This is a genomic window from bacterium, assembly GCA_036504735.1.
GTDB lineage: Bacteria > Electryoneota > RPQS01 > RPQS01 > RPQS01 > DASXUQ01.
On record DASXUQ010000010.1, the window covers coordinates 384,768 to 410,464 of the forward strand.

The 25,697-nt window shown below is 59.3% G+C and carries 17 protein-coding genes; all 17 read left to right on the forward strand.

Features of this window, described 5'->3' with window-relative positions; translation table 11 throughout:
• Positions 1-143: 143 nt before the first annotated feature.
• The 17 genes from VGL38_10920 to VGL38_11000 all read left to right on the forward strand — a co-directional run bounded on the left by VGL38_10920 (position 144) and on the right by VGL38_11000 (position 25,685).
• Positions 144-6,983: a hypothetical protein gene (locus VGL38_10920; protein ID HEY3295941.1), complete on the forward strand. Its 6,840-nt coding sequence runs from the start codon at positions 144-146 to the stop codon at positions 6,981-6,983.
• 606 nt (positions 6,984-7,589) lie between these two features.
• Entirely contained in the window at positions 7,590-9,005 is a 1,416-nt protein-coding gene (locus VGL38_10925) for a PorV/PorQ family protein (protein ID HEY3295942.1), read from the forward strand.
• A gap of 114 nt (positions 9,006-9,119) precedes the next feature.
• Positions 9,120-9,257, forward strand: coding sequence for a hypothetical protein (locus tag VGL38_10930; protein ID HEY3295943.1), 138 nt, complete (start codon positions 9,120-9,122; stop codon positions 9,255-9,257).
• A 300-nt stretch (positions 9,258-9,557) separates the two neighbouring features.
• Positions 9,558-10,880, forward strand: coding sequence for a nucleotide sugar dehydrogenase (locus VGL38_10935; protein ID HEY3295944.1), 1,323 nt, complete (start codon positions 9,558-9,560; stop codon positions 10,878-10,880).
• Positions 10,881-10,886: 6 nt separating this feature from the next.
• Positions 10,887-11,789, forward strand: coding sequence for a decaprenyl-phosphate phosphoribosyltransferase (locus tag VGL38_10940; GenBank protein HEY3295945.1), 903 nt, complete (start codon positions 10,887-10,889; stop codon positions 11,787-11,789).
• Positions 11,790-11,802: 13 nt separating this feature from the next.
• Positions 11,803-13,314: a hypothetical protein gene (locus tag VGL38_10945; protein HEY3295946.1), complete on the forward strand. Its 1,512-nt coding sequence runs from the start codon at positions 11,803-11,805 to the stop codon at positions 13,312-13,314.
• 9 nt (positions 13,315-13,323) lie between these two features.
• The gene (locus tag VGL38_10950) at positions 13,324-14,730 is read left to right on the forward strand and encodes a hypothetical protein (protein ID HEY3295947.1); all 1,407 of its coding nucleotides are present in this window, start codon (positions 13,324-13,326) and stop codon (positions 14,728-14,730) included.
• The gene (locus tag VGL38_10955) at positions 14,727-15,671 is read left to right on the forward strand and encodes an SDR family oxidoreductase (GenBank protein HEY3295948.1); all 945 of its coding nucleotides are present in this window, start codon (positions 14,727-14,729) and stop codon (positions 15,669-15,671) included. The genes VGL38_10950 and VGL38_10955 overlap by 4 nt, the downstream gene beginning before the upstream one ends.
• Positions 15,668-16,780, forward strand: a complete 1,113-nt coding sequence (locus VGL38_10960; GenBank protein ID HEY3295949.1) for a DegT/DnrJ/EryC1/StrS family aminotransferase — start codon at positions 15,668-15,670, stop codon at positions 16,778-16,780. Before VGL38_10955 ends, VGL38_10960 begins: the two co-directional genes overlap by 4 nt.
• A gap of 87 nt (positions 16,781-16,867) precedes the next feature.
• A complete protein-coding gene (locus VGL38_10965; GenBank protein ID HEY3295950.1) occupies positions 16,868-18,298 on the forward strand; it encodes a sugar transferase in 1,431 nt (476 codons plus the stop codon).
• A 22-nt stretch (positions 18,299-18,320) separates the two neighbouring features.
• On the forward strand, positions 18,321-19,448 hold the full coding sequence (locus VGL38_10970) for an SDR family NAD(P)-dependent oxidoreductase (GenBank protein ID HEY3295951.1): 1,128 nt from the start codon (positions 18,321-18,323) through the stop codon (positions 19,446-19,448).
• Positions 19,445-20,380: an NAD-dependent epimerase/dehydratase family protein gene (locus VGL38_10975; GenBank protein HEY3295952.1), complete on the forward strand. Its 936-nt coding sequence runs from the start codon at positions 19,445-19,447 to the stop codon at positions 20,378-20,380. Before VGL38_10970 ends, VGL38_10975 begins: the two co-directional genes overlap by 4 nt.
• Positions 20,377-21,078 (forward strand): nucleotidyltransferase family protein, encoded by a 702-nt coding sequence (locus VGL38_10980; GenBank protein ID HEY3295953.1) that lies wholly within the window; start codon positions 20,377-20,379, stop codon positions 21,076-21,078. The genes VGL38_10975 and VGL38_10980 overlap by 4 nt, the downstream gene beginning before the upstream one ends.
• The gene (locus VGL38_10985) at positions 21,079-22,068 is read left to right on the forward strand and encodes a GHMP kinase (protein HEY3295954.1); all 990 of its coding nucleotides are present in this window, start codon (positions 21,079-21,081) and stop codon (positions 22,066-22,068) included.
• A 40-nt stretch (positions 22,069-22,108) separates the two neighbouring features.
• Complete coding sequence (locus VGL38_10990; protein ID HEY3295955.1) at positions 22,109-22,651, forward strand: SIS domain-containing protein; 543 nt, start codon at positions 22,109-22,111, stop codon at positions 22,649-22,651.
• A 55-nt stretch (positions 22,652-22,706) separates the two neighbouring features.
• Positions 22,707-24,008, forward strand: coding sequence for a UDP-glucose/GDP-mannose dehydrogenase family protein (locus VGL38_10995; GenBank protein ID HEY3295956.1), 1,302 nt, complete (start codon positions 22,707-22,709; stop codon positions 24,006-24,008).
• Between the two features lie 15 nt (positions 24,009-24,023).
• Positions 24,024-25,685, forward strand: coding sequence for an Ig-like domain-containing protein (locus VGL38_11000; GenBank protein ID HEY3295957.1), 1,662 nt, complete (start codon positions 24,024-24,026; stop codon positions 25,683-25,685).
• Positions 25,686-25,697 lie beyond the last annotated feature (12 nt).

Below are 25,697 nucleotides of genomic sequence, written 5' to 3' on the forward strand. Positions count from 1 at the left end.
AATGCTAAGGCACAAGGAGCGGAGCACCTCCACTCGAGGAGAGTCTCAGGATGAAGTCAACTGCTACGTTTTTTCGCTTGTCCGTCACCATCCTGTTTCTAATTTCATTCGTTGCGCGGGTTCACTCTGCGCAACCGGGGGAGGTGTGGTCTAAGCGCGCGGATGCTCCTGAACGTTCCAGTGGGATGATGGTGTCCGACATAGCGCGGTCTACCGAAGTTCTCGCCCCGGCCAATGTCTTTATTTGGCCGGGCGATGTTTTTTTGGACAGTCTGACCGCATGCGAAGACTGGAGCCAGCCACAGCTTCCCGACTCGATCGAACACTACTCGATTCTGTCCGTGGGAGCATGTCCGGACACTTCGAACCACGAGATTCACGGGATCATTCTTGAGATCAAGCGCGCATCGGCCTCGCCGCTGGATTCCACACAGTGGGAAGTCATCGGCGACGATTCCACGCAACCCTTCAATTTAAGCCATGTGGATCTGTGGGCAGGCAGCTTCGCCGCGCTGATCAACAATCCGCGGCCCGGAGTGCGCTACGACATTGTGGCGCGAACGACGGATAATGACGGCCGCACATTGACTTGGCAGGAGTGTGTCGATCATGGCATTGGGAGCACTACTCAGGAGAAGTGGCTCTCCCTGATCGCCGACGGTCATGTGAAGCGCTTCCTTGTCGTAGACCACACAGCGCCCATCGCACACAGCCTGGTGGCGACGCCGGATCAGACTCCCGATTCTTCAGCGATTTTCCTGACCGGAAACGTGAGACTGAGCGCCGTGGCGAGTGAGCCGGATGTGGCTTCGGTGACGTTTGCCGTGCGGCCACAGGGAGCGACCGGACCGTGGACGTCTATCGAGCGGATTACTTCTGCGGGTGGTGACACCTTCCGGCTGGCGGACAATGCTCTCTGGAGCACGGCGCTGCTGAATGGCGCGTACGAGCTGGGAGCCTTTGCCGAGGACAGTACGACGAACGTGGATGGCGACCTCAGCGGAGCGGGAGCCGGCCCAACGCATCCGTTAACGGTGTTTGTGGACAATGAGAAGCCACGGGCGCACATCGTGTCGGTGCATCGTGTTGACCATGCCACCGCCGATCTGGACAGCCTCGAACGCGGCGGCCAATATCTGTTTGACCTGGCGGGCTCGGACAATTATGGTGTGCGGCAGATTGCACTGTATTACCGCAGCGCGCACGGCGCGCCGTCCGAGTGGATTCCGATTGACTCTTCACGTGTTTGGCCGTACTCGGTGCAGTGGAGAGCCTTGCCGGATCTGGTGGTGGGGTGGACCTACGACTTCGCGGCGGTGGCGACCGATCTTGTCCATTTGAAGGATTCGACAGACGCGCTTGGCCGGATTGTGGCGGACACAAGTTTCATTGTGGTGGACCACGAAGCGGACGTGCGTTTGATTACAGTGGGCGGGCAGCCGGTGCAGGCCCGGCCACATGTTCGCGGCGATGGTGTGGAACTGGTCGCGCACAGCGACTCGAGCCTTGATCACGTGCGCTTCGAATTCGTACGTGGCGGCACGGTGTCGGTTATCGGAACCGTGCCGAATCCGCTGGGGACAACGGTGTGGACGCTGAACAGTTGGAACACTGACGCCCTGGCGGAGGGACCGGCGCAACTGATCGCGGTGGGCTCGGCGGACATGGGCGGGAACCTGGTGACGCTCGCGACCGACACCGCCAATATCATTATTGATCGAACGCTCTCGGTGGTGGTGACGGATGTCAGTCCGGTTTCCGGAGGGCTGCTGGGCGGATTCTGCGTGTTCACCAACAATCCGGTTGTAACGCGCACACTATGGATTCGCTTCGACTCCACCTCTTCGGACAGCGTGACGGCGGTGGCCTTCGATTGGAAGGCGACTACCGATCCGAACGCGCCGGGCTTCTGGCATCCGATTGGGCAGGCGGTCTTCGATGACTCCAGCAACCGCTGGGCCTATGCGTGGACTGACACGGCGATCACCTGCGGGCTGATTACGCTGCGGGCGCGGGCGACGGACAACGCGGTTCCGGTGCCGAATGATACCACAATTATCTTTGCCGATTCGGTGCGGATGGACAACTGCCCGCCGATTGTGGAGATCACCAACATCAACGGCAACCCCGCTCCGGCGAACATGATTATCGGGCGCGGGCAGGTGGAGATCATTACGGTGACGGTGGTGGATTCCTTCGGCAACGGCGGCAACAGTTCGATTGACAGCGTGGCGTTTTATTACTCGCGCGTCAGTCTGAATTCGAACGTGCCCAGCGACTGGGTCTACATCGGCAGCGATACGAACGGCGTTCCGTGGCAAACGATCTGGGACACGGCGGCGCTGCTTCCCGGAGTCCTGCTGCTGCATGCGGTGGCCTGGGATCATGCGGGCAACTGCGGCGAGACGCGAATCTTCGTGAATCTTGTGGATCAATACCCGCAGCGAGCGTGGATTGTGGGATTCTTCTCCGACAGTTTGCCCGGATGCCCCGACCGTTTGTGGGCGGTGACGCAGGACGCGGCGACGAATCGCACGACGCGGGTAGAATTCGAATACTCGGTGGACGGCGCGCACACGTGGATTCATCTTGGAGAAACCGGAGCGAATGTTCCGTTCTGCGACGCCAATCAGGTCATCAATATCTGGTCATGGCCGCTGGCGCTGGACAGCATTGCGCCGAATGCGATTTTCCGTGCGGTGGCAACGGACAATAATAACAATTTCGATCCGAATCCGCCGCGATTCAGCTTTGCCGATACCACGCACTCCACGCAGCCCGCGGTATTCGATGAAGACTGGGCGCGGGTGCGTGTGCTGGCAGGACAGGGGCCTTGGCTATTCAGCACTCTGAGGCGACCGGACCCGGCCTGTTTTGTGAACGGCGCACTCGTGTGCGCATCGCCGGGGCAGTCGGACTCGACGGTTTTTGCGGGGCATCTCGACGCGTTGACACAGCCGTGCGTTCTGAATAACAGCACCGGCACGTTGACGATCTTCCACGCGCAGCCCGTGGCACGAGACAGCGCGCTATATGTGATCATGACGACCTATGATCTGGCGATTCGACTATTGACCGCCAATGGCGGTTCCAACGGCGCGCAGACGTCCGAGGACCGGCAGGTAACGGTGACCGTTCCGCACAATGGCGTGACGGGAGACGGCACGCTGTGGTTTGAACCGGCGCAGGATACGGCGCATGCGGTGCCACCAACGCAGCCGCATCTGCAATTGCTTTCCACGGTGGAAACGGTGATGTCCAAGACCGTCACCGCAGGCACGCAGGCGAGCGGTTTCCGCGTCTATTTCAATGGGACGACGCTGCCGGCGAATGACACAATGGTGGTAGCGGCGTTTTGGGACCAGACGTCGTTGCTTTGGCGGCAGCTTGGAGTGAATGTAACGCAGCGGCACATCGACCGCGTGCATGCCGACAGCAGCTTTGTGGATTTCAGCATGACGCCGACGTGGCGGGAGTCGAGTGATCACGCGGGATGTCCCAACAAGTTGCGGCTGGCAGTGTTCCATTCCAGTCTCAGACCGATTTCGGCATTTGTGCATTTTGCTTCGGCGACTTGCCCGGGCGTACCGGACAGCACGTATTTCGGATTGGACTCCAATGGTGTGCGAACGGATTGCCGGCCGACCTTCTGGATCACTCTGAATGAAGGCGGGGTGCGGGACTCGAGTTCGGTTACGGTGTTTCTTGACACCGTTCGCATTGTGCATAATGGCGTGACGGAGAGCAACGCGTTTCGCACGCGGACGGACACGGTGAGCAATGCGTTCCTTGTGTCCTTTGCGCCGCGGGCAGATACGGTGGCGCCGTGGTTCGGGTGTTTGCGGCAGGGGCGGCATACCGTGCAGTTCCTTGCGGATGGCCAGCAGACGGCGGTGACGCCGTTCCTGGTGGATGTGTCGGGGCCGGACGCGCACAGCATTCCGGGGTACATCAGCCATACGGCGGTGATTACGACGGATCTTTCCGATCTGGAATCGGGAGTGGATACGGCGACGGTGGAAGCGCGGCTAAGGAATTGCGGGAATCCGGCGGATCCGCGTTCGGTGCGGATTGGCGCGGAAGCGATGACATTTACGCCGCTGTCAAATGGGCGCGGCTATCGCGCGACGTTTACCGTGCAGTGGGAACAGGTGCAGTTCCTGTTTCCGGACACGCTGCCCCGGCCTGCAGACCAGCTTTGCGTGACGTGGCACGTGGCGAACCGGGTGTGCGCGCGCAATGACAGCTCGAATTATCTGTATACGGTGGATGTGTCGCCGCCTATAGTGATGGCGGTCTCGCCAGTGGGGCCGGGCGGACGGCAGGATACGCTGACCTTTGGCCAGCGGGCGACGATTGAGGGGCTGGTGGTGGACTCGGCGCGCAACGGAAGCGGGGCGTCGGGACTTAACCTCGGGCAGCTTCAGCTTATTATTGATAACCATGCATACACGGCGGCAGACACGAGCAACGCGGCGCTGAATTTCCATATTATCTCACCACCCAACCATTACAATGCGGACATTCGGTTTGGTGGAATCGGTGCGGGGCCGGAGGTCAATCCGTATTATGCTCCGGGGCTGCATCATGTGACGCTGATTGCGCCGGACAGCCTGGGAAATCTGGAGGCGGTGCCGTTTGGGTGGTCCTACTTTGTGCGGGCCAGCGGACCCGTGGTGACGTTTGATACGACGACGCATACGTGTGGCACGTGGTTTAATCCGGCGCGCTCGGACACCTTCGGCTTCTGTGTCGACAGTCTGGCCGGAGTGCCGATTGCCGCGAACGGAATTCAATACAGCGTGTACACAGTGCGCGATCATGTGCGGATCTCGGGACCGACGGTGGTGAATCCGGTGGATCCGGCACACAACTGCGTGACGGTAACGCTGGCGGGGCCATTCCCCAGCGGAGAGACCGGAGTGGAGATCGCGGTGGATGCATGGACGGCGCTTTACAATCCGGCGGTGGATTCGGTGAGTGGGATCACGCATAGCCGTCTGACCTACTGGGCGGACAATTTCCCGCCGCATGTGACGGGCCGTGCGCCGGCGGACACTCTGCTGTCGCGCAATGAAGCGATAGATATTTCTGTGACATATTCTGATTTCAGCCCGGATAGTGGTGGGGCGGCGCGAGGGTTGAAAGGGATTGCGAAGGCTTCCGCGATGAAGAGAACGGGGCGGGGGAGTCTGGATGACAATGGCTCGGGTGTGGTGGCGCAGCGGACACGGATGACGATTATTCCTCCGAGCGGCATTCCGATTTATGTGGCGCCGGACTCTGCGAACCGCTTTGTGGAATTGGATGCGACTCACGCAAGGTACATCCTTCCGCAGGGGCAGTTGCCGGGACTCTATACCGTGAGCGTTCATATCGAGGACTGCGTGGGGAACGGGGGCGACTCGACGTGGACCTTCCGCGTGCGGGGTTTGGCGCCGGAGATCACGTTCCAAGCACTGCCTGCGGGTTTGCCGTGCCAGTTTGACAGTTATTGGAGTCCGAACACGCCGCTCTATTTACGGGCAACCGTGCGGGAGCGGGATAGCGCCAATGTAGATGTGACGGGAATCCGGGTGGATATTCTGCGGGAGTATGCGTGCGATGCGGGCATCTGTCAGGACACGCTGCTGCGGAACGCACCGTTCCAGATTGTCGGCGAACAGCCGGATCCGCTGAATCTGAATCAGACGTTCACGCTGGAAGACAGCTTCCATCTTGAACCGGGGCCGACGGCAACGGAAGTACGAATTCTGATAACCGCGACGAACACGGTGGGAGTGAGCGGAGCCCAGCTTCAGACGTGGATTATCGACACGACGCCGCCGGTAATCACGCCGGTGTCTCCCGCACCCAATGGCGTGGTGCCGCTGGGACAGCCGGTGACGATCAGCGCGAATTACACGGATAATACCACGGCTGCTCAGACGGCGCCACTTGTCCGGCGGAATATTCCCAAGACGAAGAACGTCGAGAAACTCGAATCATCGCGCATGGCTAAGGGAAGCCTGACGCTGGACGCGGCGACGGTAGAGAAGCCGCCACGTCGCGGCACGGTGAAGAAGGGTCGGTTGGATGATGATCAGGGAAACAGCGGCGTGGATACGGCGTGTGTGACGCTGCATCTGCGCGCTCACAGCGACGGCAGCGAGCGGGATTTGACCGGGCAGGCGGTGAAGACATCTACCACCATTACGTGGACGGACACATTGGCGCCCGGGGTGTATACGGCGATTGTCTCCGCCTGTGACTGGGTGTGCAACACAGGAACCGCCAATTGGGACTTCACCGTGGGACGTCAGATTTCGACCAATGATACCATTGCCCCGGTGATCACTCTGGTATCGCCGCCGGACGGAAGCAGCCTGCCGCTGCATGCCAGCCCGACGTTTGTGGTTCAGATTGAGGATGCTCCGGGCGGAGAATTGGATTCGACATCGATTAATGTGCATCTGGAGACGATCAACAGCCAGCCGATACCGGGGACTTTGACCATTGCAATTGCCGAGAACCGCCGCACAGCGACGGCGAATCTTGCTGTGAGCGGGCTGGAGCGCGGTGAATACACGCTGTTTGCGCAGGCAAGTGATTTGTCCGGCAACCGCACGACGGCGGCCTTCCAGTTCTTTGTGCGTGATACCGTTACCCCTCCGGGTGAACCGCAGCTTGGCGACAGCATCGTGTACAACTATCCGAATCCGTTCTCCCTGCTGCCGAATGAGGGCGGAGGAATGACCCGGTTCTCACTGCCGGCCACGGGCGGAGCCTTTGTACAGATTAAGATCTACGACTTCTCCGGCCAGTTCGTCAGTACGGTGTTTGAAGGTAATCTGCCGAGCACCGGGTTTGAGCCGGTGTGGAGAGCGCAGAATGACCGTGGCGAGCAGGTGGCGAGTGGGGTCTACCTTGCTCATGTTCGGCTGAAGGCCGGAGGCCAGACGAAAGACCAGATTGTCAAGGTGGCGTTCAGGAATAAGAGGTAAAGGGTCTTGAACGAGGGACGATCAAAGGGGAAAGGCGGAGGGGCACGGATGGCCCTTCGGTCACCCTCTGATCGAAGACGGGCACGACATGGCCCTTCGGCCACCCCCCTGATAGAAGACGGGCACGGCATGCCGTGCCCCTACGGCGGATGCCATACCCTTGATGTGATCGGTGTAGGGGAGGGTTAAGGTCTTCCGCAACCCTCCCGTCTTGCCTATTGCCGGGATCACAGCGGGCGGGTTGCGCGTGGTGCATCCTCTGATGAGTTGCTTCCTTCTGCTTAACCCGCCCCTACACGGGAATAGGTTTGTGGGCGGGCAGACCTCTATCCCCCGGCCCCCGTCTTCGTCGAGGTCTAAGGACTTTCCCCATGAAATAGGGAAAGGGGGGCCGAAGCGCCGGGCACATTCCTTCCATGGCCGGGCATGCGAAATCCTAAGACGCATGCCGCGGCGACGGCTTGGGCGCGGCGAGGGCTTGGGCTATCGAAAAGCGTGGGGCTGCGAAGACAGGGTTGGGTGCGGTGTTTGGATCGCGAGAAAAGTGCGTTGTAATATTCATTCCGCGTGACGGGATGGAATTGAGATAGGATCAGGAGGGATAGCATGTCCCGCATCAGATTGGCAAGCATCATCACGGTGTGTCTATTGCTTGTGGCGACGAGGGCGTCTGCGCAGAATTTTGGCGCGCCCTGGCTGCGCATGGGCGTGGGTGCGCGGGGCATGGCAATGGGCACGGCGCAGACAGCGGTCGCAATGGATGCCACGGCGGCATACTGGAATCCGGCGCTGCTGGTGTCCCTGCGGGAGTACGAGGCATCTTTAATGTATACGGCGGGGATGAAGGCCGAGCGTCAGTACAATTACCTGAGCGGAACGTGGAACGCGCAGAAGATCGGCGCCTTCAGCCTGTCTTGGATGAATGCAGGCATTACCGACATCATGGGCCGCGACATCAATAGAGTGCCGACTGGGAATTTCGATGTTTCACAGAACGCCTTTCAACTGAGTTACGGCCACTGGTTCGGCAAGGGTGTGGGCGCGGGAATCAGTGGCAAATATGTGCAGGAGAATCTGGCGGACAACAACGGCTACGGCGTGGATGCCGGGTTGATTGTCAAGCCCTACGATGAATTGCAGTTCGGCGCGATGGTCAGGGATGTCACCGGAAAGATCGGCAAGGACCAGACGCCCTATGAAGGCCGGCTGGGAATCGGCGTGTTCCCCTGGCAGAATGTGACGATTGATCTGGACCTGATCAAGGTAAAGGATATGGACGCCACGGCGGCCATCGGTGCGGCCTACCATGTTCAGGCGACGGAGCAGGCTGATTTCTACGTGGCGGCAGGACTGAATGATCTGGCGCGGGACACCCGGGGGTTCACGGCGGGCTTTGGGGTCGGGTACCGCTACTTCAATGTGCAGTATGCCTTTGTAACCGAGCCTCAGAAGTGGCTGCAGGAGAATCATCGTCTGTCGGTCAACTTCTTCTTTGGCAAGCCCAATCCTCTACCCAGCATGCTGGGCTCTTTGCGGCGGCACCGGGATGCGTATGGGGAGTTCCCACGGGAGATTACTCACCGCTACATTTTCGAGGGCAACCCGACTATCCGGGTGCAGCTCGAACTACTGCGCCCGGCGCAGAGGGATTCCATCAGTCAGAGTTGGAAGAGTACAGGCGGGGTGGTGACCTTCCCCGGAATCAATTTTGCCATAGGTTCAGCGCAGATTACGCCGGAGTTTTCGCGGGTGTTGCAAGGGGTGGCTCAGCTTATCTACGAGCACCCTGAAATCCAGCTTCTCGAAATCCAAGGACATACGGACATCACCGGCTCCGACGCGGTGAATATTCCGCTGTCGAAGAAGCGTGCGAACGCCGTGCGGCAGTTCCTGATTGCCCAGGGCATAGACGGCGGAAAGCTCGTTGCGCGGGGGTATGGCTCCAAATATCCGATCGCGTCGAATTCCACAGAAAATGGACGATATCAGAACCGGCGTATTGACATTGTGCGCCTAAAATAATACCTTTCTCTTAATCCTTCCGGATCTTCGAGCGAGGAGGGTTGGCTTGAACCACCCTCCTCGTGTTACTCCGCTCCCACCCCCGCCATGTCATCTCGTATAGGATCATCCTCCATGAAAAGAGTTGGTATCATTTTGGTTTTGGCAGTCGTGCTTCTGGCTCTTTACACCTTGGCGCTTGCTCAGTTTGAAACTCAAAATTCGGGATACTTCCAACATCTTACTTCGGAGCAGGAGGCAGGCGGGCTGTAACCGTTTGCCGGCATTTGCCGGGATTAATGTTGGCAAAGGTTGCCTGCCGCGGCAATGGATTTCCGGCACTGGACGGCCAGAGAAAAGGCTGTTCAGGTGGCATGGGAACACGGGGGTTGCGTATCTTCCGCACTTTGAGTAATTTATCACATGTTTCCGGTGCGGAACCCCATTTGATTAGCGGTTTGTAAGTTTCGGTATAACAATTGCAAAAAGCAGTCAAGCAGGGTGCAAGAAGGCTCTCTCTGATTGCTTTTTTTGTGCCGGGTAGTTATATTGTAAGTCTGAAGAAACCTTGGTATGAACATTAGGCCTATGCAGATCAACAACTTGCTTCAGAAGGTCGCCGACCGATCACTCCGCGTGGGCGTGATTGGAATGGGATACGTTGGGCTCCCCTTGGCGGTCGAATTTGCCCGTAAGGGCATTCATGTGACCGGAATCGAAGTTATCCCCGAGAAGGTTGAACGGCTGTTGAAGGGGGATTCTTACGTTCTGGATGTTGACTCGAAGCTCCTGAAGGATTGCGTGGACAAGGGTTTCCTGACCGCGACTACCGATTATTCGGTGATCAAGGATCTCGATGCCGTGTCGATTTGCGTCCCGACCCCGCTGTCCAAAACGGGCGATCCGGACATCTCCTTCATTGTCAATGCGCGGGACGCCATGCTGGAATACGCGCATCCGGGTTTGCTGGTGGTGCTGGAAAGCACGACCTATCCGGGGACGACCGAGGAGCTGATGGTTCCTGCCTTTGAATCGCGCGGGTTGAAGGTGGGCGAGGACGTGTTTATCGTTTTCTCGCCGGAACGCGTGGATCCGGGCAATCCGGTGTATCACACGCATAACACTCCGAAAGTGGTCGGCGGTCACACGCCGAATTGCGTGAAGGCGGCCATGGCGGTGTACGGCATGGTGATCGAGAAACCGGTGCCGGTGTCTTCGACGCAGGCGGCGGAACTTGCCAAGTTGCTGGAGAACACGTTCCGCCTGATCAACATCGGCCTCGTGAACGAGCTGGCCATTATGTGCAAGCTGCTCAACGCGGACGTATGGGAAGTGATCAAGGCAGCGGCGACCAAGCCGTTCGGATTCATGCCTTTCTATCCCGGTCCGGGTCTGGGCGGGCATTGCATTCCGATTGACCCGATTTACCTGTCGTGGAAGCTGAAGACTCTGAAATATCGCGCGCGCTTCATCGAAGTGGCGGACGATATCAACCGGGGCATGCCGGAATACGTGGTGAATCGCGCGGCGATGGCCCTGAACGAGCACGAGAAGGCGATGAAGGGCTCGAAGGTGCTGGTGCTGGGCGTGGCCTATAAGAAAGACATTGATGATCCGCGCGAGTCGCCGTCGCTGGACGTGATCGAGGAACTGGAAAAGCGCGGCGCGAAGGTCATGTACCACGACCCGTTTATTGCATCGATCGCCATCAACGGGCACATGCACACGTCGGTGCCGCTCACGGAAGACCTGGTGAAATCGTGCGACCTCGTGGTGATCAGCACGGACCACACCGATACCGATTACGAAATGGTTATCCGCCGGGCGAAGTTGGTGTTTGACGCCCGCAACGCTACTCAAAAGTTCGGGGCCTTCCCGAACGTCGTGAAGTTGTAATCCTGCATGAGATTGCTCGTCGGCGTCGTACAATTGATCAGGCCCGCCCACTGGACGAAAAACCTCGTTCTGTTCGCGGCGATCCTGTTCTCACCGGCCAAGATCGTTCTTGAGAACCCCGATGTGCTGCTGGCGGCGGCTCAGGGGTTCTTTGCCTTTTGCCTTCTGTCGGCGGGCGTTTATGCGTTCAATGATCTGGTAGATTTGTCTGCGGATCGTCAGCATCCGCGGAAGAAGAGCCGGCCGCTGCCGTCCGGGAAAGTTCCGGTGTGGGTGGCTGTGATGGTGGCGATTGTGGCGGCGGGCGGCGGAGTCGGGTGGGCGTTTTTCGTCAGTCCGAATTTCGGCTGGATTGCCGCCGCGTATCTGGCAACCAATATCGTCTATACGCTGGGCGCCAAGCGCCTGGTGATTGTGGACGTGATGCTGCTCTCGGCGGGGTTTGTGTACCGCGCGGCGGGCGGCGTGGCGATTGTCGGACGGTTTGTCGATAAGATCTACCTTTCGTACTGGCTGATTCTGTGCGCTTTTCTGCTGTCGCTGTTTCTGGCATTGGCCAAGCGGCGGCACGAACTGGCGATGCTGGGAGACAACGCGGCCTCCCACCGTGCGAGCCTGGCGGACTACAGCTTGAAGATGATTGACCAGATGCTGGCGGCGCTGACGGCCGCTACTCTGGTTTCCTACAGTTTGTACACCATTTCCGACGATACCCTTCTTCACTACGGCACACGCAACCTCTTCTGGACTATACCCTTTGTTGTCTATGGTCTCTTTCGCTATTTGTATTTGATCTACACCCGCAGCGAGGGCGGCGACCCGACCAGCCTGTTGACGCACGATAAGGCGACGCTGGCGAATGTTATGCTGTGGGCACTTACGGCTGCAGGCATCGTATACCTGAGATGAAAGGGACAGCGCCATGGGAATCATCCGGCGACTGACATGGGGTGTGGGCGTACTTGCGGTGGCGATAGCGGCCATTCTGTTGTTGAGCACGTGCAAGAAACAGGATGAGCGCAACGGGATTGTGGGCAAGGTTTCGGTATCGGGTGGCGGGGGCAACGGGGGCATTGCGGTGAGTCTGTACGACGCGCCGGCGCAGGATGCGGCGAGTGTCTGGACGACCACGCAGAATAATGCCAACGTGGGATTCCGCTATCCGCAGCAAGGCGTGTTCGAGTGGAGAATTCCGGGGCAGACGCTGGTGGCGTCCGGGACAACGTCCGGTGACGGGAGTTTCAACTTTCCCAATCTGGAGAACGGACCGTATGTCGTCGTGGCGCAGAAGGACTCCTTCGGCTGGAGCGAACCGATGAGTGCGCATTTGAGCGGCTCGAAGCTGGATGTGGGCACGATTCCGCTGAAGCGGGAAAATTATTTGCAGCCGAATTCGATCATGTCGGCGGACACACGCTGGCTGGCCGGCGAGCATTATGTGCTGCCGGGGAATTTGACGATAGCGGCGGGGGCGACGCTGACGATTGAGCCGGGAGCCGTGGTGCGGATCGGCGAAGCGGGGGGACGGATTAACGTATTCGGCACGCTGATCGCGGTGGGGACGCCGGAGCAATACATCATCTTTACATCGAACGAGCCGCAGCCGGCGGCCGGCGACTGGCGGGCGATCAACTTCAATCCGGGCGCGGCGGCGCCGCTTTTTCAGTATTGCGCGTTTCGATTCGGGGATCAGGGAATCATTTCGCAGGTGCCGGGCGGGCGGATCGAGAACTGCTGTTTTACGGACATCGGCGCGCAGTCGGTGGACTTGACAGGCGGGCTGGCGAGTCAGGACTCGATTGTGTTGCGGCACAACGTGGTGAATCACTTGCCGCTGGGATTCCGTGTGCACGTGCTGCCCGGGGTGCCGAGCGCACCGAACATCACGATTGACCACAACGCGATTTTCGGATGCTCGAAGTTCGGCGTGGAGCTGGAAGGTTTCCGGGGCGGATCTCTCTCCTGCAACTATTTTTATAATTGCGGACGCGATACGTCGGCGGGACAGTCGGGGGAGACAGGGGCAATACACGTCAGCGACGCACGGAACATGGATATCAGCCACAACGAGATCAACAATTCGTGGTGGGGCATAGATATCAGTTCGCACGTGGACTCGTCGGTGTATATCCATCACAATCACTTTTTCCGTCTGGCACAATGTTTTTACGTCGGTGTAACCTTGACCGCGGCGGGACCGTCTTATCCGACGATCCATATGAACTGCATTCAATCGTCCTCGGGGTTCGTGTTCATGGAAACCTGCCAGTACAATACTCACACGGTGGACGTGGACAGCAATTCGTGGAACGGACAGCAGGGATCGGCGGTGGGGGGCCGCATGCATGATTGTTCCGACAGCCGCGGACCTCGCTTGCTGTATCCGACGACGTTTCCGACGTGCCCCAGTGGCGCATCTCTCTGCAACAACTAAGGCCGGTTTGTGCAATATATTGGCAAAGACGTTCTGACTCAAGGCTCGCTGCTGCACCTCGATCCAAAGAAGGCCTGGCAGCTTTTGCGTTCGCGCGCCAAACAGGGAATTCGCAAGGCGAAGCGTGCGGGCATCCGAATGGAAGAGAGCCGTGACCTTTCCCTGATGGCCCGGGTGTGGTACAACCCGGACACGCTGACCAAAACCCTCGAACCGGAACAGAAGCTCTATCTGGCGTATCTGGGCGAGGAACTGGTGGGCGGGATCATTGTGACTCCGGTGACGCCCAATACTCTGTTCTACCATTACGGCGGGACGAACGAACTGGGACGCTCGATTGAAGCCAACGCGTATTTGCTGTGGCACATCGTCGAGGAGTTCAAGGGTAGCGAGTTCACCTACTTGGACGTGGGGGTGAGTTTCCGTCCGGAATTGCAGCACTATTTTCAGAAATACTGCACGCAGCCGTATCCGATTCTGTTCCGGGCGCCGTCCGACGAGGTGAAGCCGCATATGGCGCTGAACCCGTTTGCGACGGATCATCTGGATTGGGTAGAGCAGCAGGCGGTGGCGATCAATACGCAGCTCTCCGAGTATTTCGAGGCGGAGTTCACCTATCTGCCATCGTGGCCCTACGCATTGCAGTCGGCGCTGCGAGCTTTGGAACTGCCGAATCCGGCGACGGTGGGCGTGTGGGCATCGGCGGGCGAAACGTCGTACATTGAATCGCTGCGGGAGATGTTCGGCGACCGGTTCGGCTTTGAAGCGCGTAAGCGCGAAGCGGACGCGTACCTGGTATGCCACCGCTGGGGGATTCCCTGTGCGGAAGTCGAAGAGCTTTCCACGGAGCGGGTGCCGCTGGTGGAAGACTGCCGCGACTATTTCTATTTTCCGCAGGGCGAGCAGCGGTCGGGAAGCTATGGGCGGTTTGCGGTGTTCGATTTTGCGCGCTGGTTCCCGCTGCAGTTCGGCGCGGCGCTGGTGGGCGAATTCTATCCCGACAAGCACGTGTGGGACCACTTCCACTGTCTGGACGTGACCAAGCGCAACACGGTGCGGGAACTGTTGCAGATTCACTGGCCGCAGCGCGAGGCTTACGCGGCGGCGCGGGCGGAGAACTGGAACCGCTATTCCGAACTGTTCACCATGCTGGGCTTCCCGCCCCCAAACGGTCAGCAGCCGCCACTGGCCTTTCTGCTGAAGGCGGAGGAACCGTATCCCGCGCGGGCGATTCATGAGCGGCTGCGGGAATTCGGCATCGGGTCGGAGATGGACGAGCGCGACGGCATCGTGGCGCTGCCCTGTCATGCAGGTTTGAAAAAGAGTCACGTGGATTACATTTTCGGCGCGTTCCGCGGAATGGTAAACCCGTGCTACACATTTGTCAGAAGCGATCCAGCGGAAAAGAAGTCATGAGTAAAGACCGTTTTCTCGTTACCGGCGGCGCCGGGTTTATCGGATCGAATCTTGTCGAAGAACTGCTGAAACGCGGCCACGACGTGGCGGTGTTCGACAATTTCGCCACGGGGCGAAAGGTAAATCTCCAGCCGTTTATGAAGGACATCGAACTGATCGAGGCCGATCTGCGCGATGCGGCGGCGGTGCGCGCGGCCATGCGCGGGCGACACTATGTGCTGCACCAGGGGGCGCTGCCCAGCGTCTCGCGTTCGGTGCAGGACCCGGTGGCGTCCAACGACGTCAACGTGTGCGGCACGCTGAATGTGCTGCTGGCGGCGCGCGATGAAGGCGTGCGGCGCGTCGTGGCGGCGTCGTCGTCATCCGTTTACGGCGACACTCCCACGTTGCCGAAGATCGAGCAGATGCCCGTGCTGCCGATGTCGCCCTATGCGGTGTCCAAGCTGGCGACGGAAAAATATTGCGCGGCATTCTACAAGGTGTACGGATTCGAGGCGGTGGCGCTGAGATACTTTAATGTGTTCGGGCCGCGGCAGGATCCGACGTCGCAATATTCGGCGGTGATTCCGCTGTTTATTACGGCGGTGCTGAAGGGGAAGAAGCCGACCATTCACGGTGACGGATTGCAGTCGCGCGATTTCACCTTCGTCGCCAACGTGATCGACGCCAATTTGCGCGCCTGCTACACGGACGGCGTGGGCGGAGAGTTTTTTAATGTGGCCTGCGGCGAGCGGTACACGCTGCTCGATCTGCTCCACACCATCGGAGAAATCACCGGAATGCCGGCGGAAGCCAATCACGAGCAGGGTCGCGCCGGAGACGTGCGCCACTCCCTTGCCGACATTTCTAAAATAAAAACGGCCATGGGTTTTGAGCCGCTGGTAAAATTCCGCCAGGGACTGGAAGCGACGGTGGCCTTCTTCTCACAGGAGTTATCATGAACGTGCCGATGCTGGATTTGCCGGCGCAGTTCCGCAAAATCCAGGGTGAGGTTATGCCTGAAATCACCCGCATCTTCGAAACCCAGTATTTCATACTTGGGCCGAATGTCAAGAAGATTGAAGAACAGATGGCCGGTTTGGCCGGGATGAAGTGCGGTATCGGAGCGTCCTCCGGCACCGACGCCCTGCTGTTGTCGCTGATGGCGATCAACATCAGGCCCGGCGATGAAGTGATTACCACACCGTATACATTTGTCGCCACGACCGAAGCAATCGTGCGTACGGGCGGCACTCCGGTGTTTGTGGATATCGAAAAGGACAGTTTCAATCTGGACGTCAAGCAGGCCGAGGCGGCCATCACGCCGCGCACCCGCGCACTGCTGCCGGTGCATCTGTTCGGGCTGGTGATCGATCCGGATGCGTGGCGCGCCGTGGCGCAGAAGCACAAGGTGACGCTGATTGAAGACGCGGCGCAGGCTGTCGGCGCGAAGCGCAAGACCTGGGTGGCGGGCGGCATCGGCGACATTTCGGCGTTCTCGTTCTACCCGACGAAGAATCTGGGCGGCGCGGGCGACGGCGGCATGGTGCTGACGCGGACGGACGAACTGGCGGCAACGGTGCGCAGCGACCGCATGCACGGCGGCCATGACCGCTACTACTACGACCGCCTGGGCATCTGCGCGCGTCTGGACGAAATCCAGGCGGCGGTGCTGGCGATCAAGTTCAAGTATCTGGGCGAATGGAATGAACGCCGCCGCGCATTGGCGACACTCTATAATCATCTGCTGGAAGGCGCACCGGTGACGATGCAGGCCGTTCCGGCGGATGCCTATCACACGTATCATCAGTATGTGATCCGTGCACCGCGCCGGGACGATCTGAAGGAGTATCTGAAGACTCGCGGCATTGCCAGCGACATCTATTATCCCGTGCCGCTGCATCTGCAGGAGTGCTACGGTTACCTCGGCTACAAGCAGGGGCAGTTCCCCAATGCCGAAAGTCTGGCACTGGATTCCTTGGCCCTGCCGATCAACGCCGAGCTGTCCGACGCTCAGGTGGAGTTCGTGGCCAAGTCGATTCAGGATTTCTACCGTGGCGTGGCGGCTTAGGCTGTATACGGTCCGGTGGTCGATAGTGTGGAGTAGCTTGGCAGCGTGATGTTATGTCCGGCGAACGCCGGCAATTGATGAGCGATTATGCCTCAGACGAATGAACAGTCCATTTGGGTGCGGCTGTTTGCCCAGATCGCGGATATCGTAATGACCGTGGTGGCGTTTGTCACGGCTTTTGCGTTACGTACTCAGCTTCGGGCGGCATTCTTCTTTGGCACTGCGCAGACTCTCGACAGTTACTACAACAGTCTGGTGGTCCTGGCGCTCATCTGGTGGTTCCTGCTGGATATTCAGAAGGCTTATACCGACACTCAGCGCATGCGCAGCATGCACGAGTTCAAGGTGGTCTTCCGTACGGCGACGGTAGGGACGCTGCTGTTTCTCGCGGTGACGTACGCGCTGCGGATCGAAACTCCGCCGCGCGGCGCGATGCTGTTGTTCGTCATCATCGGCATGGCGCTGCTGAGCCTGAACCGCATTTTCTTCCGCTTTTTGCGGGAGTACCTGCGGACGGAGGGCGCACTGACCAAGACGATTCTGATTGTCGGCTCGGGTGAAAAGGCGCAGAGATTTCTGGCGTCGCTGAACGAGCATTCCGAGTGGGTCGTCAATCTGGTGGGTTTTGTCGAACTGGACAAGGAGCGCGTGGGCAAGGAGATCATGGGGGCGCGGGTGCTGGGAACGGCGGACGATCTGCCGCGTATCCTGCACGAGCATCCGATCCATGAAGTGGTGTTTGCCGTGTCCACGCGGCAGCTTGAACGGTGCACGGATATGCTGGCACTGTGCGAGCAGGAAGGAGTGAACGCGGTGATTCTCTCCAACTTCTTCTCCAGCCTCGTCGCGCAGGTGGAAACGGAAATTCTGTACGATCAGCCGGTGCTGATCTACCGCACGACGCGGCACAAGGAATGGCAGCTTATGGTGAAGCGGGCGTTCGACATCGGCTTCTCCGGAACCATGCTGCTGATTCTGTTCCCGATTCTGGCGGCGATTGCGATTCTGATTAAACTGGATGACCGCGGCCCGATTTTCTACCGCTGGAAGGTCGCGGGAGAGGCCAAGAAGAAATTCACCGGCTACAAGTTCCGCACGATGGTGGTGAACGCGGACTCCATCAAGGAAAAACTGATGGAGAAGAACGAGATGAAGGGCGTCGTCTTCAAAATGACGGACGATCCGCGCATCACCCGCATCGGAAAGTTTTTGCGGAAGTACAGCCTGGACGAGCTGCCGCAGTTCTGGAGCGTGCTGAAGGGCGACATGGCGATTGTGGGGCCGCGTCCGCCGCTGGAAGGCGAATTGCAAAGATTCGAAAGCTGGCAGCGGCGCAAGCTCTCGGTAAAACCGGGGCTGACGTGTTTGTGGCAGGTATCGGGACGGAGTACGATTACGGATTTCGACGAGTGGGTGCGACTGGATCTGGCGTACATCGACAACTGGTCGCTCTGGCTGGATTTCAAAATTCTCGCGAAGACCATTCCCGTCGTGCTGTCCGGCAGAGGGGCGCATTGAAACATTACAGTGAGACTCGTTCATGAGAGTTCTGGTTACAGGCGGCGCGGGCTTTATCGGCTCGCATACCGTGGACGCGTTGCTGGCGAAGGGCTACGAGGTAACGATTCTCGACAGCCTCGAAAAGCCGGTGCATATGAAGGGCAAGCCGGATTACATTCCGTGCGCGGTGCGATTCATCGAGGGCGACGTGCGGAAGCGCGAGGATATGCTCAAGGCGCTGGAAGGCGTGGAGGCGGTCTACCATTTTGCCGCTTATCAGGATTACCTGCCGGATTTCAGCAAGTTCTTCCATGTGAATTCGGTGGGAACGGCGTTGATCTACGAGCTGATCGTGGAGCACAAGCTGCCGGTGAAGAAAGTTATCGTGGCGTCGTCGCAGGCGGTGGCGGGCGAAGGGATCTATCAGTCGCAGCGCGGAACGGTGTTCCGTCCGGATCTGCGGCCCACGGCGATGCTGGAACGGGGCGAGTGGGATTTTTCCGATCCGGACACGAGCGACCTGCTGCAATGGCAGCCCACGCCGGAGAGCCACGCCAACCCGCAGAATCAGTATGCGCTGTCCAAGTACTCGCAGGAACTGATGACCATTGCCTTCGGTAAGCGCTACGGGATTCCGTCGGTGGCGATGCGCTTTTCCATCGTGCAGGGACCGCGGCAGAGTTTCTACAACAACTATTCCGGCGCCTGCCGGATTTTCTCCTTGAGTTACTTTTTCGACCGCGCGCCGCTGGTCTATGAAGACGGCATGCAGGTGCGCGACTATGTCAACATTCACGACGTGGTGGAGGCGCTGCTGCTGGTGCTGCAGGACAGCCGCGCGGATTACCGCGCCTTTAACGTGGGCGGCGGCGTGCCGTACACCGTGCGGGAATTCTGTTCGATTGTGGCCAAGGAATTCGGCAAGGAAGAGTTGCAACCGCGAGTACCGGGGCTGTTCCGCTTCGGAGACACGCGCCACATTCTCTCGGACATCGGCGGGCTGAAGTCGCTGGGCTGGACGCCGCGCTTTACTCCGGCGGACTCGGTGAAGCTGTACCGGGAGTACCTGAATGAGCAGACGGACATTGAGGACATCATGGACTTTGCGGAAAGAAATATGCAGTCGCTGAACGTGGTTCGTGCAGCGCGGGGAGCGGTTCAGCAATGAGAATTCTTGTGACGGGCGGCGCGGGGTTTATCGGCTCGAATGTGGCGGATGGATTCATTGCCCAGGGCCATGATGTGGCAATTCTGGATAATCTGATTACCGGTTTGCGGGAGAACATTCCCACGGCGGCGCGTTTCTATGAAGTGGATATTCGCGACGCGGAGGGGCTGCGGCGGGTGTTCGACGAGTTTCATCCCGAAGTGATCGTGCACCATGCGGCGCAGATGGACGTGCGGCGCTCGCTGATCGATCCGGTGTTCGACGGCGATACGAATATTCTGGGGTCGCTGAAGCTGATTCTGGAAGCGGTGCGGACGGGAGTCAAGCGTTTTGTGTATGTCTCCACGGGCGGCGCGGTGTATGGCGAGCCGAAGGAATTGCCGGTGCCGGAAACGCACTCGATCAATCCGGAATGCGCATACGGAATTTCCAAGCACACGGTAGAGCATTATCTGGAACTATACCGCATTCTGAGCGGTCTGACCTACGTGGTGCTGCGCTATCCGAACGTGTACGGGCCGCGGCAGAATCCGCACGGAGAAGCGGGAGTGAACGCGATCTTCATCGGGCTGATGCTGGAAGGCAAGACGCCGATGATTTTCGGCGACGGCGACGCGGTGCGGGATTATGTGTTCGTGTCCGACGTGGTGGATGCGAATATCCGCGCCCTGTCCAAGGGTGACAATCAAATTTTTAATATCGGCTCGGGGATCGGAACCTCGGTGAACCAGATTTACGAGAAGTTGCAGGAGATTCTGGACTTCGACAAACCCGCGATTCATGCGCCGGCGCGCCCGGGCGAGATTCAGAAGGTTTATCTGGATGCGCGCAAGGCCGAAAAGGTCCTCGGATGGAAGCCGACGGTTTCCTTCGATGAAGGCTTGCGGCGCACCGTGGAATGGTCACGCAAACGGGCGATGGTCCGCGCGTGAAAGCGATTGTTCTGGCGGCGGGAGTGGGCAGCCGGTTGGGCGTGCTTACGCAAAAGACTCCCAAGTGTCTGTTGCCGGTGGGCTGCAAACCGCTGCTCGATTATTGGTTTGACTCGCTGTCTCGCGCGGGCGTGGATGACGTGCTGATTAATCTGCATCATCACGCGGACCAGGTGCGGGAGCATCTGGCGGCGCGGGACCTTACGCTGCACGTGGAGACGCTGTTCGAGCCGGTGCTGCTGGGCAGCGCGGGGACGATCCGGCGAGCGTGGGATTTTGTGGCGGGAGAAGAGTCCTTCTTCATCGTCTATGCGGACAATTTCTCGCGCGTGGATTTGAGCAGGCTGCTGGCCTTTCACCGCGCGAAGCAGAATCCGCTGTTGACGCTGGTGGCCTATCCGACGGACGAGCCGCGGCGCTGCGGGATTCTGGAATTGGACGGGGACGGCCGGGTGCTCTCCTTTGAGGAGAAACCCACCGAGCCACGAAGCAACTTTGCCAACTCGGGCATTCATGTGGCAAGCGCGGGACTTCTCGAGTATTTGCCGGAGACGACGCCGGCAGACTTGGGGTTCCACGTGTTGCCACGGCTTGTGGGCCGGATGTTCGGGTATGTCACGGACGAGTATATTCAGGATATCGGTACCATGGAAACGTATGAACGTGTTCAACGGCTTTTGGCCGATGGGACAAGGTAAATGGTAATTACGCAAACTCCGCTGCGTCTCAGTCTCGCCGGCGGCGGGTCTGATCTTGCCGAGTTCTACAAGGGCGGTTCGGGCAAGGTTATTTCGACAGCGATTGACAAGTACATTTATGTGATCGTCAAGGAACGTTTCGACGACAAGATCGTGCTCAATTACTCCCGCAGGGAGATCGTGGACGAGGTGTCGGAAATCGAGCACGACCTGATTCGCGAAGCCATGCTGCGCACAGGAGTCCGGCGGGGCGTGGAGATCACGACGCTGGCGGATATTCCTTCGGAAGGCAGCGGCCTCGGTTCATCCTCTTCGGTGGTGGTAGGGCTGTTGAACGCGATGTACATGTATCGCAGCGAGCAGGTGACCGCGGAGCGGCTGGCGCGCGAAGCATGCGAGATCGAAATCGAGCGGTGCAGCAAGCCCATCGGCAAGCAGGATCAGTATGCGGCGGCGTATGGCGGCCTGCGCGTCTACACCTTTCATCCGGATGAGTCCGTGGACGTGGAACCGGTGGAACTCTCGGCGCGCTCCCTCTGGCAATTCGGGTCGAGCCTGATGCTGTTCTACACCGGGCGCACGCGCAAATCGGCGGAGATCCTCACCGAGCAGAAGGCGCAAACCTGCAACCGGCGCGGAAATCTTGAGGCGATGCTGCCCTTAGTCGGAACGATCCGCGCGTCGCTGTGCGGCGGCCGGTTTGATGACGTGGGACGCGCGCTGCATGACGGGTGGACTCTCAAAAAGAAAATGGCGTCGCGCGTGAGCGACGGCGAGATCGATTCGGTTTATGAGCAGGCGCGCGAAGCGGGCGCCATCGGCGGCAAGATCGCGGGAGCCGGCGGCGGCGGATTTTTGCTGTTGTACGTGCCGGTGCAGCACCAGGAAAAGGTGCGCACGGCTCTTTCCGGCATGTTCGAACTGACATTTCTTCCCGAACGCGACGGGAGCAAGGTGATCTTCAATCTTCGGCGTTACCCCTTTAAATGATATGAATAACAGACGCGACCATATTGTCGGATATCTGGACATGCTTCGCCGCATGTTCGATGAACTGCCGCTCGACGCCGTCGAGCGCGTGTTGCAACTTTTCGAAACCGCCTACCGGGAAGACCGCACCGTATTTATCTGCGGCAACGGCGGCTCCTTTTCCACGGCCAGCCACTGGGTTTGCGATTTCTCCAAGGGCACGAATGCCCCGGGTGTGAAACGCATGCGTATGATCGGCCTGGGAGACAACATTCCCATGCTGACCGCCTACGCCAACGACGTGCATTACGACGAAGTGTTTGCCGAGCCGCTCCGCACCTATGCGCGCGCAGGCGACGTGGTGGTGCTGCTGACCGCCTCGGGCAACTCCCCCAACATCCTCTCCGCGGCCAAGGCGGCCAAAGAGGTGGGTGCGGTGACGGTGGGCCTGATCGGCTTCGGCGGCGGCAAACTGGCTCCCCTGGTGGACTATCCCATCGTGGTGGCGTGCCGGGAGTACGGCCCGGTGGAAGACCTGCATCTCGTTCTCGATCACATCATCAGCCTTCACATGCGCAGCGTTATTGCCCAGAACGCCTCTTAATGGTTTGGTCCGGGCGCGTGGCCGCATCCTCTGTACATCTTAGCGAGTCCCTACAATGAAACTTGTCGTGATCGGCACCGGCTACGTCGGATTAGTCACCGGTGCTTGTCTTGCTGAAACCGGCCACCACGTCGTGTGCGTGGACATTGACCGGGAGAAGATCGAAGCCCTCAAGAAGGGCGCAATTCCGATTTATGAGCCGGGGCTGGAAGAAATCATCGTGCGCAACATCGCCAAGGAGCGACTGAAGTTCACGACGGACCTTGCGTCCGTGATTCCCGCCGCGGAGATTCTGATGATTGCCGTGGGTACGCCGCCGAACGAAGACGGCTCCGCGGACCTGTCCCATGTGCTGACGGTTGCCGAGTCCATCGGCAAGCATCTGAACGGCTACAAGATCGTGGTCAATAAGTCGACCGTTCCTATCGGCACGGGTGATCTGGTGCGGGAGAAGATCGCATCGCTGACGAAACACGATTTCGACGTGGTATCGAATCCCGAGTTTCTGAAGGAAGGTGACGCGGTCAACGACTTCATGAAACCGGACAGGATTGTGGTGGGCGTGAGCGGCGACCGCGCCGAAGCGATGATGCGGCACTTGTATGCGCCGTTTCAGAGAACGGGCCACCGCCTGATCGTGATGGACGTGCGTTCCGCCGAAATGACGAAGTACGCCGCCAACGCGATGCTGGCCACGAAGATTTCGTTTATGAACGAGCTGGCCAACCTGTGCGAGACGGTGGGAGCGGACATCACGAATGTGCGTTACGGCATCGGATCGGACACGCGCATCGGTTCGCAGTTTCTGTTTCCCGGTGTGGGCTACGGCGGTTCCTGTTTTCCGAAGGACGTGTCCGCGCTGAACAAGATCGCGAATGCGGCGAAGAAGCCACTGCGGATTTTGAACGCGGTCGAAGAGGTCAACAGCCTGCAACGGCTGCGGCTGGTCGAGAAACTGGTCGGCCATTTCGGCGAGAATCTGCAAGGCAAGACGTTTGCCCTGTGGGGGCTGGCGTTCAAGCCGCGTACGGACGATATGCGCGAGGCGCCCTCGATCTACACGACCGCCGAACTGACAAAACGTGGCGCGAAGGTGCGCGGCTATGATCCGGCGGCCATGAAAGAGGCTCGCCGGGTGATGGGCGACCGCATTGAGCTGTTCGAAGACAGTTACAGCCTGCTGAACGGCGCGGACGCGCTGCTGATCATGACGGAGTGGCAGGAATTCCGCGATCCGGATTTTGCGCGGATCAAGGAGTTGCTGAAGGCACCGGTGATCTTCGACGGCCGCAATCTGTTCGAGCCCGCCGAAATACGGCAGATGGGTTTCGAGTATTACTGTATCGGACGAAAGTAGCCCGGTGACCGGCGCGTGAAATCACTTTCCATCATCCTTCCGGCGGTGTTGCTGACGATGCTGCTGGCATTGTCCTGCGCGCGTATCGGCGCGCCGCCGGGTGGACCGGAAGACAAGACCGGTCCACGCGTCGTCAGTTCCTTTCCGGTGCCCGACACCACCAATGTTCCGCGCAAGCTGGTTGCGCGGCTTGTGTTTTCCAAGCCCGTTAACCACAAGTCCGTGGAGGCGGCGCTGTATATGTCGCCGGATCCGCGTCAACGTCTGCGTTACCATTGGCACGGCAACACGCTGGATCTCATTTATCTCGATTCGCTGCTGGAGAACCGCACGTATGTAATCAGCATGGGCAGCCAGGCCAAGGATACGCGCGGCAATCCGGCGGGCACAACCACCACGGTGGCCTTTTCCACGGGATCGCGGATCGATCGCGGCTCGGTTGACGGCTGGGTGTCGGACGTGGCCGCTCCGCAGGCGGTGTCGGTGTGGGCGTATCACCTGCGCGGCGATACGGTGCCGAACCCGATCAGCGATGAGGCCGATTACCGGCTGCAGGTGGGCAGCGATTCCAGATTTCATTTCGGATATTTGCGCGAAGGACGCTACCGGGTATTCGCGGTGAATGACCGGAACTTCGATGGGCTGTGGAATCCTTCGGCGGAGCCGATAGGTATTCCGCCGTGGGATGTTACGGTGGGTGATTCCCTCACTCCGTGGCTGTCTTTCCGGCTGATGATGCAGGACAGCGCGGCGCCGACGCTGCGCGCTCTGCGCGAGTTCAACGAACACGAAATGGACGTCCGCACCAGCCGCGCGGTGCCGGTATTGCAAGGGCACTTTGTGAGCGGAACGGGAGATTCGATCCGGCAACTGGATGCCTTTCCCGATTCGGCGGGTTCGGAAATCTGGCGGGTTTTCCCCGAGCGCCCATTGACGGCGGGATTGTGGACCGTCACCGTTTCGGGTATGGACAATCTTGGACTGCGATTTACGGCGACGGACACAGTGAGCGCACGGGCGCTTCCCGACACTGCGCGACCGCACATGACGACCGATCCTGCCGCGCGCATGATGACGCGCATTCCCCCCTCCGCGATGCACCTGATGTTCGATAAGCCGGTGACGCTCGATAGCCTTGCACCGATTAATTTCCGAATGACGGCAGGCACCGACACCGACACGGTGGTGGTTCGGCTGCAAATTCGCAATCCGCATATGTGGGACGTTGTTCCGGCGACGCCGTTGCTTGCGGGAAAGCCCGTGAAACTTCGGTTTGACGGAAGGGCCGTGCGAGATCTTGCCGGTCATACCTTGCTGGACACGACGGTAAATGTGCAGTTCGGCGTGCTTTCTCCCGACAGCATGGGCGGCATAAAAGGGGAACTGGCGACCAAGGTGAGCGCGCCGTACCTTTACCGGATGTTGAGCTTTAAAGGCCGCACAACAGAGGTGGCAAAGACGGTTGCTCCGGGGCCGGGAGCGTTCTCGCTGGAGTTGCTGCCTGTCGGCAAGTACCTGATCGAAGTGACGCGCGACGCGAATCGCGACAGCACGTATTCCTATGGCCGCATGTGGCCTTTCAATTTCTCCGAGCCGTTTCTGACATCCCCGGACACGGTGACGATCCGCGCCCGCTGGGAATATGAAACGCAAATTAATTGGCAAGATAACCGTTAGGAGCGAGTGTTC

Bases quoted from the DNA above. Each gene is read 5' to 3' on its own strand.
- VGL38_10985 (HEY3295954.1), top strand. From the start codon at position 21,079: ATGGTAATTACGCAAACTCCGCTGCGTCTCAGTCTCGCCGGCGGCGGG.
- VGL38_10935 (HEY3295944.1), top strand. From the start codon at position 9,558: ATGAACATTAGGCCTATGCAGATCAACAACTTGCTTCAGAAGGTCGCC.
- VGL38_10945 (HEY3295946.1), top strand. From the start codon at position 11,803: ATGGGAATCATCCGGCGACTGACATGGGGTGTGGGCGTACTTGCGGTG.
- VGL38_10990 (HEY3295955.1), top strand. From the start codon at position 22,109: ATGCTTCGCCGCATGTTCGATGAACTGCCGCTCGACGCCGTCGAGCGC.
- VGL38_10925 (HEY3295942.1), top strand. From the start codon at position 7,590: ATGTCCCGCATCAGATTGGCAAGCATCATCACGGTGTGTCTATTGCTT.
- VGL38_10965 (HEY3295950.1), top strand. From the start codon at position 16,868: ATGCCTCAGACGAATGAACAGTCCATTTGGGTGCGGCTGTTTGCCCAG.
- VGL38_10995 (HEY3295956.1), top strand. From the start codon at position 22,707: ATGAAACTTGTCGTGATCGGCACCGGCTACGTCGGATTAGTCACCGGT.
- VGL38_10975 (HEY3295952.1), top strand. From the start codon at position 19,445: ATGAGAATTCTTGTGACGGGCGGCGCGGGGTTTATCGGCTCGAATGTG.
- VGL38_10930 (HEY3295943.1), top strand. From the start codon at position 9,120: ATGAAAAGAGTTGGTATCATTTTGGTTTTGGCAGTCGTGCTTCTGGCT.
- VGL38_10960 (HEY3295949.1), top strand. From the start codon at position 15,668: ATGAACGTGCCGATGCTGGATTTGCCGGCGCAGTTCCGCAAAATCCAG.
- VGL38_10940 (HEY3295945.1), top strand. From the start codon at position 10,887: ATGAGATTGCTCGTCGGCGTCGTACAATTGATCAGGCCCGCCCACTGG.
- VGL38_10970 (HEY3295951.1), top strand. From the start codon at position 18,321: ATGAGAGTTCTGGTTACAGGCGGCGCGGGCTTTATCGGCTCGCATACC.
- VGL38_10955 (HEY3295948.1), top strand. From the start codon at position 14,727: ATGAGTAAAGACCGTTTTCTCGTTACCGGCGGCGCCGGGTTTATCGGA.